The sequence below is a fragment of the Sphingobium limneticum genome (genome assembly GCF_008710165.1).
GTDB classification, from domain to species: Bacteria; Pseudomonadota; Alphaproteobacteria; order Sphingomonadales; family Sphingomonadaceae; genus Sphingobium; species Sphingobium limneticum.
The window spans coordinates 1-13108 of the sequence record NZ_VYQA01000026.1; the positions used below are offsets into that span (position 1 = coordinate 1).

Genomic DNA, 13108 nt, shown 5'->3' on the forward strand with positions numbered 1-13108 from the left:
GCACCGCTACATGCAGATCGAGGGCATGGCCGCCCTTGCCACACCAATGATCGAGGAGGCACAGCCGCTACAGATTACACCCAAGGCCGCCTGAAAATGCAGCCCAGTGGCCACACCCGATTTTACACCACATTGACGGACGCGACCCTCCTCATCCCGACATTATCGATGAAAAATTCGATTGGGACGACAATTTCCATCCTGTCCGGGCGATCGTCCGGAATAGGGGGCAATGGTTGCGCACAGCGCACCGTATCGAGTGCGGCGCGGTCCAATATGCTTGAACCGGACGAATTGAGCACCCGCAGAGAAAGCAGTTGGCCTGCCCGGTTCATACGGAAAAGGACTTGAGCCACGCCTTGGCGACCTGACGCACGCGCTGCGGCAGGATAGCGGCGATGTTTTTCGAGATGGGCCAGAAGGATATCCTCCCAACTCGCTTTCCTGTCGGTCGAGGCTTGCGGTGCCGGGGGAGCCGGCAACGACTTGGGAGCGGAGGTTTCGAGAACCGCTTCCTTGGCTTGCGCGGATTCGGATGATTTCCTAGCAGGTTCTACCGGCTGCGCTTGCCGCGGGAGAAGCATCGGCGGGATTTCGACCTGCGTTTTTTCCGTGGGGGCCTGTTGGCGCTGTTCGACCTTGCGGGCGCCGTCCGGCACCTCTTTGGGAGGTTCCGCAGGCGCTTTAAGGCTTTCCAGACGAAATAGAGCAGGAACTGGCGGGGGCCTGTTAGGCGCGAGATCGTGCCGAGTGACCAGCGTTGCGCATCCTATGCAGAGGAGGATCAAGGCAATGCCGGACACACCAGACAGGCGCGTTCGCCAGTCCAGCGGCTGATCGCAATATCGCGTGGGCGATTGGCTCGTCACACATCTCGGGGACGCGGGCCATGGCTCTGGCCGTCGGTCCGTGCCATATTCTCTTTGCCGCGCGGAATGGCCGATATGTCGGCTCATTGCCCTTTTCTCGGCTCGGGCCGGCGCACGATCCAGCTCAGCCATAGCAGCAGGATGGCGGCGACACCGGCTGCCAACGGCCAATCCGGCCGGACATGCAGCCAAAAGAGAGCGAAGCCCGCGGTCATACCCATCGCCGCCGCCACTTTCGCCGCATCAAATGTGCCCCAGCATGCTACTGGCCATGCGGCTATCTGCCTGAGACTGGTTCCACCGAAAGCGGGTTTGTGTAGCCTATCGGCCAGTAGTGGAGCGATCCATGGCCTCTTCACCCGATCGGATCGAAGCGTCCACGTCATTTTGTCCGCCGGCTCCGTATCCGCTTGCCCGCACAAACAATTTTTCTGTTCAAACCTTCAAAATCTGCTGGGTAGACCATGACACGCTATGACAGTGGCCATGGTCCACCGCATCGTGAAGATTATTTGTGGCGCATTTCCCGCGCCTGTCGGCATCGCTTTCATCAATCGTGGCGAGCGAAATCCACTGCCGTTGCGGCTGTGCACTAGGCCCTCCCCTTCAATGCAGCGCGAGGACTACCACGCTATGCGGCGGCAAGGTTACCGATAGGCCATCGGGCGAAACTGTCGCGCCGCCAAACGCCACTGGGCGCACGACGTCCGGCGACCCGAAATCATTATGCGACTGGATATCGGGCGCTGTGAGAATACGTCCATCCACGCTGGCGGCTTGCACACCTTCGAGTTTAGCCGTCACGGTCGCAGATCGGTTGGGATCGGTGTTGGTCAGGGAAATATATACCTGCCCCGCCTTGCTCCGCGCCGCCGCTGCGCTGACCGCCGGGACGGTCCATTGATCCTTGTTATACCAGGGGGATTTCAGGTCCAGCGGCAGGAAGGTCGCGTCCTGAAATGGCTTATACATTTCGAACACGTGATAGGTCGGGGTCAGCACCATTTTATCATCCTTCGTCAAGATCATAGCCTGAAGGACGTTGATCATCTGGGCGATGTTGGTCATGCGCACCCGGTCGGCGTGACGGGCGAACAGGTTGATGTTGAGCGCGGCGATGATCGCGTCGCGCATGCTGTTCTGCTGATAGAGGAAACCCGGATTGGTGCCCGGTTCCACATCGGTCCAGATGCCCCATTCGTCGACCGCCAGATTGACCCGTTTTTCCGGGTCATATTTATCCATGATCGCGCCATGCTTTGCCAGCAGCTCTTCCATGACCATCGTGCTGACAAGGGTGCGGGCATAGTCGGTTTCGGTGAAATCGGTGGCAGATCCCTTCACCTTCCCGCGAGTGGGATGGGTGTAATAATGCAGGCCGACGCCGTCGATGGACTTGCCCGCGACGCGCATCATCACATCGGTCCAGTCATAGTCGCGGCTATTGGCGCCGCTCGCGATCTTTAGGATTTTGGTGCCGCGTGGCGACTTGACGAAGGTCGCATAGCGGCGGGTGACGTCGGCGGCATATTCAGCGCGCATATTGCCGCCGCAACCCCAGAGTTCGTTGCCGATGCCGACATAGGGCAGCTTCCACGGTTGCTTGCGGCCGTTCTTCGCCCGCTCGTCCGCCAGCGTGCCGGCCGGGGCGGTCATATATTCGACCCATTCGGCCATTTCCGCCGGCGTGCCGTTGCCCACATTGCCCGACACATAGGCTTCCGCCCCGATCAATTCGGCAAAGTCCATAAATTCATGGGTGCCAAAACTGTTGGGTTCGGTCACGCCGCCCCAATGGGTGTTGATCTTGGTCGGGCGCTGGTTGCGCGGGCCGATCCCTTCGCGCCAGTGATATTCGTCGGCGAAACAGCCGCCGGGCCAGCGCACCAGCGGCACGGCCAGCGCCTTGAGCGCGGCCACCACATCGTTGCGATAGCCACGCGTGTTGGGGATTTTCGACCCCGGCCCGACCCACAGGCCGCCATAGATGCCATAGCCCAGATGTTCGGCGAACTGGCTGAAGATGCGGCGGTCGATCGTCGCGCCGGGTTTGTCCGCGTGCAGCGTGGCGCTCGCCATCAACGCGGTTGCGGCAGGAACGCTGTCCTGCGCAGCGACAGGGGATAGCGGCGACAGGAGGGTCGCCGCGAACAACGAGATGGACAGTATTATGCGCTTTTCCATATCACCCTATCCCTTTGATATTTATCTATAATATTGAATTTTCAGACTTTTCTGAGTGGTTCGACGATCGCGGCGATATCGCGTTGCCCCTCCCCCGCGCCGTCCGCATCCAGGAAGCGTTGCCGCGCCGCCTGCGCAATGGATGGGCGGATGCCCACGTCCGACAGCGCCTGCGCCGCATAGCCCAGATCCTTCGCCATCAGCGGCACGAGGAAATGGGGCGCATAGTCGCGGTCGAGCATGCGGCGGCCAACGCCCTTCACCATCGGGCTGGCAGGCGCCCCGTCGAACAGGATGGAGACGGCCTGTTCGACGTCGAGGCCATGTTTTTCGAACAGGGCGATGGCCTCGGCAAGGCTGGCGGCCTGCACGCCGCACAGGAAATTATTGGCGAGCTTCACCGTCGCCGCGCTGCCGACCGGGCCGAGATGGACCAGCGCGCTGCCCATCGCGTCGAAGGCCGGACGGGCGGTGGCGATGCTGTCCGCTTCGCCGCCGACCAGAAAGCGCAGCGTTCCCTGCGCTGCCTGATCGCGACTGCCGGTGACGGGCGCTTCCAGAAAGCCGACGCCCTGCGCGGCGGCCTGCCGCGCAAGGTCAAACACCCAGTCGCCGGTCAGGGTGCTGGATTCGATCGCGATCGCGCCGGGCGCCATCGCCGCCAGCGCGCCGTTTTCGCCGGTCCAGACGTTGCGCGACACGTCGTCGTCCGCCAGCATGGCAACGACGACGTCCGCGCCCGTCGCGGCATCAGCGGGGGTCGCGGCGATCCGTGCGCCCGCTTGCCCCAACGCCGTCGCCTTGTCCGTGCTGCGGTTCCATACCGTCACGTCGAACCCGGCCGCCAGCAACTGGCGCGCCATGCCGCCGCCCATCAGGCCAAGGCCCAGAACCGCTATTTTCCTGTTCGTCATCCGATCACCTTGAAGCGAGAGAGAGCGGCCTCGTCGATTTCGAGGCCCAGTCCGGGCAGATTGTCGTCCAGATCGATATGGCCGTCTACCGCCTGCGGTTCGCCCTTGAAGATGTACCAGAAAAGTTCGTTGCCGACTTCCACATCGACCATCGGGAAATATTCGGCGATGGGGCTGTTCAGGCTGGCCATGACGACATGGTAATTGTGCATTTGCCCGGCATGGGGGACGACGGGAATGGAATAGGCTTCGGCCAGCGACTGAATTTTCCGGGCGGCGGTGATGCCGCCGACGCGGTTGGTGTCGAACTGGAAATAGTCGAGCGATTTCGCCTCTATCATCTGGCGGAAGCCATAGCTGGTAAATTCATGCTCGCCCGCCGCGATCGGCGTGGTGCCGAACCGGCGCAGCTCATGATAGCCGTTAATGTCGTCAGGGATGATCGCTTCTTCCAGCCAGCGCAGGTTGAACGGTTCGATCAGGCGCATCATGCGTTTGGCATAGTCGAGGCTCCAGCCCATATAGGCGTCGGCCATGATGTCGATTTCGTCACCCACGGTTTCGCGCACGGTGCGGATCAGTTCGACATTGCGGGCCATGCCCGCCGCGCCGTCGATCGGCCCCCAGCCAAAACGCAGTTTCATCGCCTTATAACCCTGCGCCTTGTAGGCGGCGGCTTCCTGCGCCAGTTCGTCCAGCGGGATCGAATAGAGGCGGCTGGCATAGACCGGGATCTTCGCCTTGGTCCGGCCGCCCAGCAGGCGGAAGACGGGCTGTTTCGCGGCCTTCCCCATCAGGTCCCAGATCGCGATGTCGAGCGCGGAGATGGCGACCAGCGCCACGCCCTTGCGCCCGAAGGCCATCGTCTTGCGGTACATATGCTGCCACAGAAACTCGCTATCCCAAGGGTCCTGACCGATCAGCAGGGGGCTGAGATACTGGTCGATGAGCTGTTTGGTGACGAGAGGCGCCAGCGCGGCATTGCCGATGCCGACCAGCCCGGCGTCGGTGAAGATTTCGACGATCAGCCAGCCGTGAAAGGTGAAGGTGCCCATTGTTTCGGGCGACAGCATCGGCGACACCAGATCCATGGGATTGGTGCAGAAATGCGGCGGCAGCGGTACGGTTTCGCCTTCCCACTGAACGACGCGGGTGCGGATTTCGGTGATTTTCAAGGAACGGCCTTTCGAATGAAGGTGAGTTGTGAAATGCGGGGGATGCAAAGGCAGATCAGCCCGAAGGCGATCAGGTGCAGCGTCGCGGCCAGCGTCAGTACCGGCGTGTAGCCAAGCCCGGCGTCGAGCGCCCAGCCTGCCGCCTGCCCCATGACGATGCCGCCGAACGCGCCGCCAAGGCCGACGAGGCCAGCCAGACGGCCGAGCGCGCTCCGCGGGGCAAGGTCGGTCGGCAGGGTCATCACGAGGGTGGACCAGCTTTGCTGCCCGAAGAAGGCGAGGCTGAAGATCGTAATGACCGCTGCGACCGAAGCCGCCGACGGTGCGAGCATGACCCAAGGCATGCAGGCAGCGCTCAAACCCAGCGCAATCTTGCGCGCGGCGTCGACGGATCGGCCGGTGGAGAGCAGTCGGCTGGAAAGCCAACCGCCGCACAGGCTGCCCACGCCCGATGCGGCATAGGGTATCCAGCCGATGGTCGCGGCCTGTTTCAGGTCGAAGCCATGCGCTTCGAACAGATATTTGGGCAGCCAGAAGAGGTAGAAATACCAGGCCCCGTCGCTCATGAACTTGGCGGCGACAAGGCCGCGCACTTCGCGGCGGGACAGGAGCATGGCGATGGTCGGAGCCGGTCCTGCATCCGCTTCGCCATGGGCCTGTTCATGCGGGGGCGTGCGATAGGTCAGGAACCACCAGAGCGCCCAGAGCAGGCCGAACCCGCCGGTGATGAAGAAGACCCAGCGCCAGCTGGCCAGGTCGAACCAGTGACCATAGGCAAGGATGCCCGCGATCAGCGGCGGCGCGATGACTGCGCCCACCGCCGTCCCGGCATTGACAAGGCCCATGGCGGCGGCGCGGCGCTGCGGCGGGAACCATTCGGCAATGGCGCGGGTGGCCGCCGGAAAGCCGCCGCCCTCCCCCACGCCCAACAGGAGTCGGCTGACCACCAGCGCGGCGATGCCGCCCGCCACGCCATGGCTGGCGCAGGCGAGCGACCAGAAGATCATGATGGCCAGAAAACCACGCCGGGTGCCCACCCGATCCAGCAGCCAGCCGCCACCCAGATACATGAGGCCATAGGTGGCGAGGAATGCGGAATCGAGGAAGGCCTTGGTCTGGTTGCCGATCGGGATGTCGGCCTCAATATATTTGATCGCCCAGGGCAGGGTCTGGCGATCGAGATAGCTGATGGCGATGGCGACGGTGATCATCGCCGCGATCGCCCAGCGCCCCGCGTAAAGCCGCGCCCCTGCCGATGTCATGGCCTCCATTTTTTGCCCTTACTGACCGTCGAGGACGATCAGGGCGACGCCCTGACGCGGCAGGCGCAGGTCGATGCTGGCGCCGCCGCGCTGGCCTGTCGCTATCGACAGGGTTTCCGCGTGCATGACCGATGCGGCTTCCAGCTGCTTATATTGGTCCTGATCGGGCGATTGGGGCGAACCCATTTTTTTCCAGGCGCTAAAGGCGTTGGCATGATCGCCATCGACCCGCCACAGCTTGGCCTGTGCAGGCTTGCCCTTGATGCCGTTCAGGCTGAGCTTGATCTGGGCATCCGGCCCGGCGACGTCGTCGTCATGATAATGCCAGACGAGCAGTGCGACCTTGCCATCGGCGGTGCGGGTGGCGATGGAGCCGATATCGGCATCCCCCTGCACGCCATTCTTCATCAGCGTGTCGAGCGGCACCTGCGCAGTGTTCGTGGTCGCCAGCTTCGTTTCGCCCAATTGCGCGAACAAGCGGAAAACGTTCAGCACCGGCAGATCGACGCCGTTGGTCGATAGCTGACGATAGCCTGCGAACCAGGGCTGGTCCTCAAATTCGAAAGACCAGGACACGACACCTTCCAGATTGACCTTCCGCTTTTCGGCCAGTTCCCAGATGCGCGCGAAGCTGGCGGCGGTGTAGCTGCTATACATGGTGCCGTTGCGGTAGGCGTTGGCCGGCCCCGGACAGGCGGCGCAGCCCTCGGGGTCGCTTTCACCGATCACGACCGGCTTGCTTGCGAGCGAGGGGATCGACAGGACTTTGGTAAAGCCGCCATCGGTTTCGCGCAGATGGGTGGCGATGCCCATGCGGACATGACCGTCGACGAAGGTCGGCTTGCCCTTGGCGTGGAAGGACAGGAAATCGGTCGGCGTACCGGTCTGGCCGGTCGCATAATTTTTGCCGGAGGAAACGTGCTTCAGGAAGCCGTCCATGAAGGTGCCGCCCGGCCCGGCGACGTCCGGTCCACCGACGCGCGCGGTCGGCAACGCCTTGCGCACGGCGGCGATGGCATAATCATGCAGCTTGTAGAATTCTTCCGGACTGGCGGTCCAGTAGAAGGGCGAGTTCGGCTCGTTCCAGACCTCGAAATACCATTTTTCGACTTCGGCCCGGCCATAGCGTTCGATATTGTGGAGCGTCCATTGATGGATCAGCTCCGCCCATTTTTCATAATCCTTGGGCGGATAGGTCCAGCCGGTGGCGATCAGATTATAGGCGAAGCCGGGGCGCCAGCTATGGCGATAAGGTGTACCCGCCGTGGCATTGGCCATCGCTTCGGGGGTGAAGCCGATCTGGAGATAGGGACGGATGCCCTCCGCCAGATAGGCGTCGAGGATGCCATCGACGATAGCCCAGTTATAGACCGGCTTGCCGTCCTTGGTTTCGGTATAGGCGTTGGTGCTGCCCCATTTGAAGGCGGCGGTGCCATCCCCACTGCTCAGCAGGTTGTGAGCGCGGAAATAGACCTGGCCCTTCTTCAGTTCGCCCAGTTCCACGAGCAATTTGCGGCCGTCCTTCATCGTCGCATAATTGGGCTCGTCCGCACCGAAGAAGCGCCAGACCGGCGGCAGTTTGCCCACCGCCTTGGCTGCGTCCACGCCGATCGCGACCTGCTTTGCGTCCTGCGCTTCAGCGCCTAATGGCAGCGCCATCAGCACGGACAGTGAAGCGATCACCCTCGAAATCGTCATATGGTATCCTCTCGATAGGAACATTAGATCTTCGCCCGGAACCCGACGGCGAACGTGCGCGTGTAGAGAACGGTATCGCGCGGGTAGAGGCCTGGGTCGTTGAACGAGGTCTGGTAGAGATTCTTCAATATGTTGGTCGCGTCGGCGACGATGGTGAAGTTGGGATTGATCTCATAAGAGACGGACAGGTCAAGATTGCTGATCTGCCCATTGGTGATGAAGTTGGGATTGACGCCGGTAAAATGCAGCCCGGCATTATAGGTGTCGCGCCAGACATAGGAGGCGCGGGCGGAGAAGCCGCCCTTTTCATAAATGAACGTGCCGGTCGCGGAATATTTGGACACATTCTGGAACGGAATGTCCATATAGCCGGTGACGCCGGGCAGTGGCGAGAGCGCCTTGTTCTTTCCGTCGATATAGGTGCCGTTGGCGCTGATGCCGATGCCATCCAGCCATGTCGGCAGCTCCTTGGGGAAGAAGGTGAAGCCGCCCTCAATGCCCTGCAACTTGCCCGACCCGGAATTTTCCGGCCTGGTGATCTGATAGACGCCATTGTCCGCGCCCAGATAGTCGATGTCGAAATTGCTGGTGACGGACTGGATGAAGCCGGTGACGTCCCGGCGGAAGATCGTCGCGGTGATCGAACTGGATCGGTCGATATACCATTCGAGCGACAGGTCGTAATTGTCCGATCGCACCGGCTTCAGATCGGCGTTGCCGCTGGAGCCGCGACCGAAAGGCTGTTGCCCCGGTACAGGTGGGGTCAGGGTGAGAGCCGGATTAAGCTGGGCGAAGCTGGGCCGGGTGATCGTCTTGCTGGCGGCGAAGCGCAGGAAGAGATTGTCCTTCAGCTTGTAGCGCAGCGCCAGGCTGGGGAGGATATCCGTGCTCTTGTTCCGGATGGAAACAGGCGATGTCGCGCCGCGCAGGACAAGAAAAGCGTTGGAGGTGATGTCGGTGCGGATGACGCGTACGCCGATCTGACCATCCAGCCGGCCGATTTCGACATTGGCCTGGCCATAGCCGGCGTAATTCTTCTCTTCGATATCGAAATGCTGCGTGTCCTGAAAGGCCGGGTCGCCGGGCGCGAGGCCGAACAATTGACGCAGCGAGCCGATATTGTTCAGCAGATAATCGGTGGTCGGCGTTGCCCATTGGCGCACATATTCGCGCGTACCGCTGTAGAAGTCGCCAGGCGTTACCGTCATCAGGCCGGGTAGGCTCGCGGCCTTGATGCTGTAGCATTTGACTGCGCCGGTCGCGGCGCAATTGATCGTCTGGGTGAAGCTGTCCGATTTGGCATCGCGTTTACTGAGGCGCACGCCGGCGTCGAGCCCGGAGAAGATGAGGAAGGGCGCGCGCCAGGACAAGTCGCCGCGCCAGGCCAGTTCCTTGCCATCGCCGATCGTGCGGGTGGTGGACAGGCGCGAGAGATAATAGCGCGACGGATCGGCCATGTCGTCATTGGGCAGGGTGAAATGCGGGGCGCCCGATCCATCGTTGAACACTGCGTCGGTGCGCGAGGCAATGAAATCCACGTCCAGATTATTGCCGGCATCGGTGGCTTTCGACCGGGTATAGGAAAATTCGGTGGACGCCTTCCAATCGCCGCTCGCCCAGTCGGCGCCCAGCGCGCCTTGCCAGCGATCGGCCTTATTCTGGTAAGCGCCACCGAAATTGGCGACGCGGCCATTGGCGATGCTGAGCGACTGGACCAGCTTGGTATCGTCCACGAAGACCAGCGGCGAGAGCAGAGTGCCGTTCATCGACGTGAAATTCTGATTGCTGTTGCCGCGTTCGCGATAGCCGTAGAACAGGCCGTCGGCGTGGATGGTGAGCCGATCGTCGGGCGCCCATTGCAGCGTGGCGTTGACCGCCGGACGAGTGCGCGTGCCAATCCGGTCGAAAGCGCCGATGACGTCGGTCCTGAACACCTTGGGGTCGGTCGGATTGGTGCCGCGCGGGTCCAGCGGAACGCCGGGCGTGTAAGGCGCGCGGCTATTATCGAGATTATAGCCGAAATAGCCGCCGCTATAGATGGTTTCGTCGCGGTAGCGGGTCTTGTGGTAGGAGACGCTGACCAGCGCCCCGATCTCACCGATGCCGGTCGACCAGCGGTTGCTGATCAGCGCGCTGGCATAGGGGTCGATCTTGTCCGGCTGCTCACTATAGACTTCGCGGCCCGCTAGCGCGAATTCGAAGCCCTTGAAATCGAAAGGGCGGCGGGTGCGGACGTTGATGAGGCCGGCGATGCCACCTTCCAGCTGATCGGCCGAGCGGGATTTGTAGACGTCCACCCCCGCGACGAGATCGGCCGGCACGTCCGCCAGCGAGAGCGAGCGGCCGGTGGTGCTGAAGATATTGCGCCCGTTGACCAAGGTTACCACGTCTGGAAGGCCGCGGATCAACACGGTGGCGGATTCGCCGCGGGCACGGGGCGACACCTGAATGCCGGGTACCCGCTGCAATGCCTCCACCACATTATTGTCGGGCAGCTTGCCGATATCCTCGGCCACGACAGAGTCGACCAGTTGCTGAGCGTTGCGCTTGATATTCTGCGCCGACGACAGACTGGCGCGCATGCCGGTGACGATGATGTCGCCATTGCTCACATCCTTGGCGCCTTGATCTTCGCCTGCTTGGGCAAAGGCCGATTGCGCAGCCAGCAGCGCGAACAACGAGATGGACAGCTTCATTCCGCTTTTCATTATGGCATCCCCTCCGAGTCATTTTTATTTCTCGTACTAGATGACGCGTGTTCAAAACGGATTCAAGCCATAATTTGACGGAGTAATCAGATTACATCTGGAAATGCCAATTTTCCTCATACCAATTATGGCATTTTGACAGGATCAGCCTTGACGGCTGGGACGGCAAGGCTGACGAAGGCAGCATGACGCAAGCAGACGATCACCCGCTTTCCCGCCCTTCCAGCACGACACAGCGGGCGGTGCATGACCGCATCGCCCACGATCTGGGCGTAGCGATCGTCGGCGGGCGCTATCAGCCGGGCGACATATTGCCAGGCGAAGAGCGTTATAGCGCCGAACAGGGCGTGTCGCGCACCGCCTATCGCGAGGCTGTCCGCGTCCTGTCGGCCAAGGGGCTGGTCTATAGCCGGACCAAGAGCGGCACCCGCATTACCGACAGGCTGCGGTGGAACATGCTGGATCTGGACGTACTCGCCTGGATGTTCGAGGCCGGACCGACGGCCGAATTTCTGCGCGACATCTTCGAGCTGCGTATCGTGGTGGAACCCGCTGCCGCGCAGTTCGCAGCCTTGCGCCGCGATGGGCAGGATATTTCCCGCATGGGCCATGCCCTGGAGGAAATGCGCCGTTTCGGCCTGCAAACCGCCGAAGGCCGTGCGGCGGATCAAAGTTTCCATCGCCTGATCCTGCACGCGACACGCAACGAATCGCTCATCACGCTAGCCACGTCCGTCACGGCCGTAGTCGCCTGGACCACCCGGTTCGCGCGCGACGAGCGCAAGGAATCGCGCGATCCCATGCCTGACCATGACGCCGTATTCGACGCGATCATGCGCGGCGAAGGTGAGGAAGCCCGGCTGAAGATGTTGGCGTTGATCCGCAACGCATCGACCGATGCAGGCATGTTATAAGCAGCAGCGGATTAATTTCTCATACTAGATTTAGCCATCACGCGTCGCACTTACCAATTCAGGCCGGTTCGAGGCGATGCGAAGCCAAAGGCATCCTAAAACGCCAACCGCACCAGGCCATCGAGGCGCTTGCGACGCATAATAGGGCGATGGGCATGACAAGTAGCCACAACGCCCAGATCGAGCCACCACCGACCTGACCCAGCCAGGCACCGGTGAACAGGCCGGAAAAGCCCAGACCGACCTTGGCTGTCGCCGTGAACCAACCATAGGCCCGGACGGCGGCGGCCGGATCGTCCGCCATCCCCCAACGGGGCAGTTGTTCGGAAAAACTGGACCAGGCCAGCAGGATCACGCCGCCCAGGGACAATCCCAGCAGGCCGAGGATGATTGCCGCGCTCAATCCGCCTTGGCCGATCGCTGCGGGAAGAGTGATGGCTGAAAGCGCGCTGCATATATAGGCCAGGCTGAGCGCCTTTGCCGACCCGATATGCGCGGCGATCGGCGACCACAGGCCGACGGCTGCCAGCCGGACGATCGTAAGGATCAAAAGGGCATAATCCAACAGCCAACCTTCCAGCGCGCCTGTGTGCAGCATCGCCTTTCCCATGCAGGCCAGCGCTGCGAAACCGAGCATCTGGGAGAGGCAGAACAGGCCAAGTCCGCGCATCGGCACCCTCTTGGCGCGGTCCAAGCGCCCGGCGCGGGAAACGGGTGTCGCCTGACGCGTCATGCGGATCAGCCAGGGCAGCGGCGCAAGCAACAGGCAGGCCATGAGGGCAATGGCCGGGAATATCATGCGCGCCATGTGCGGCACCATGGTTGCCGCGCCGGTCATCGGCAAAGCAGCGGCCGCCACCATGATCGCGGTCAGCGCGCTCAGGATCGAGCGCCACCGGGCAACGGACAAGTGACCATGGATATTGGCGAGCGCAGCCGCAGTGGCATTATGGGGCACGTCGATGAGCGAGAAGGTCGTTCTGAACAGGAACAGGGCAAAAATCGTCCCGGGCATGATCCCGGCCGGCAACCAGGGCAGAATGGCAAAGGAAAGGCAGCCCAGTCCAGCCGCCAGACCGCACACGCCCGGTAACATCGCGCGGATTGCCATGCGGCGATTGACGATATGCCCCCAGATGCCATCGACCATCGCATTCCAAAAGGAGGATAAGACGAACAAGGTGCCCGCCATGACCGGCGGAATGTCCAGCACCTTGATGAGGATGAACAGGGTGAAGGCGTCCGCGCCCGCCCAGAGCAGGCTCTTGCCCGCATGGGTCATGCCGAAGATGATCGGGAGCAGGCGGCGTTGGGTCACGTCCGGCCCGATAGGCGCGATGCATGACAGGCTGGCGACAATCTGACCGCGACGACCTGTCATGCT

The 13108-nt window shown here is 62.0% G+C and carries 9 protein-coding genes; 1 reads left to right on the forward strand and 8 read right to left on the reverse strand.

Features of this window, described 5'->3' with window-relative positions:
- Window positions 1–122: 122 nt before the first annotated feature.
- The 7 genes from F4U95_RS24675 to F4U95_RS21925 all read right to left on the reverse strand — a co-directional run bounded on the left by F4U95_RS24675 (window position 123) and on the right by F4U95_RS21925 (window position 10798).
- Window positions 123–659 carry an energy transducer TonB gene (locus tag F4U95_RS24675; RefSeq protein WP_161600429.1) on the reverse strand — a complete coding sequence of 179 codons (537 nt, stop codon included), beginning with the start codon at window positions 657–659 and terminating at the stop codon, window positions 123–125.
- Between the two features lie 816 nt (window positions 660–1475).
- Window positions 1476–3053 carry an alpha-N-arabinofuranosidase gene (locus F4U95_RS21900; protein WP_150426845.1) on the reverse strand — a complete coding sequence of 526 codons (1578 nt, stop codon included), beginning with the start codon at window positions 3051–3053 and terminating at the stop codon, window positions 1476–1478.
- A gap of 41 nt (window positions 3054–3094) precedes the next feature.
- A complete protein-coding gene (locus tag F4U95_RS21905) occupies window positions 3095–3967 on the reverse strand; it encodes an NAD(P)-dependent oxidoreductase (RefSeq protein ID WP_120252951.1) in 873 nt (290 codons plus the stop codon).
- Window positions 3964–5142 carry an L-rhamnonate dehydratase gene (locus tag F4U95_RS21910; protein ID WP_120252950.1) on the reverse strand — a complete coding sequence of 393 codons (1179 nt, stop codon included), beginning with the start codon at window positions 5140–5142 and terminating at the stop codon, window positions 3964–3966. The genes F4U95_RS21905 and F4U95_RS21910 overlap by 4 nt, the downstream gene beginning before the upstream one ends.
- Window positions 5139–6404, reverse strand: a complete 1266-nt coding sequence (locus F4U95_RS21915) for an MFS transporter (protein ID WP_232016211.1) — start codon at window positions 6402–6404, stop codon at window positions 5139–5141. The genes F4U95_RS21910 and F4U95_RS21915 overlap by 4 nt, the downstream gene beginning before the upstream one ends.
- A gap of 18 nt (window positions 6405–6422) precedes the next feature.
- Window positions 6423–8102, reverse strand: a complete 1680-nt coding sequence (locus tag F4U95_RS21920) for a GH39 family glycosyl hydrolase (protein WP_150426846.1) — start codon at window positions 8100–8102, stop codon at window positions 6423–6425.
- 23 nt (window positions 8103–8125) lie between these two features.
- Window positions 8126–10798 (reverse strand): TonB-dependent receptor, encoded by a 2673-nt coding sequence (locus tag F4U95_RS21925; protein WP_120252948.1) that lies wholly within the window; start codon window positions 10796–10798, stop codon window positions 8126–8128.
- Between the two features lie 197 nt (window positions 10799–10995).
- On the opposite strand from F4U95_RS21925, the gene F4U95_RS21930 reads away from it, so the two are divergent.
- Window positions 10996–11724 carry a FadR/GntR family transcriptional regulator gene (locus tag F4U95_RS21930; RefSeq protein ID WP_120252947.1) on the forward strand — a complete coding sequence of 243 codons (729 nt, stop codon included), beginning with the start codon at window positions 10996–10998 and terminating at the stop codon, window positions 11722–11724.
- A gap of 58 nt (window positions 11725–11782) precedes the next feature.
- Here F4U95_RS21930 and F4U95_RS21935 read toward each other — a convergent pair whose 3' ends face one another.
- Window positions 11783–13105, reverse strand: a complete 1323-nt coding sequence (locus F4U95_RS21935) for an MFS transporter (RefSeq protein WP_161600430.1) — start codon at window positions 13103–13105, stop codon at window positions 11783–11785.
- Window positions 13106–13108: the final 3 nt, after the last annotated feature.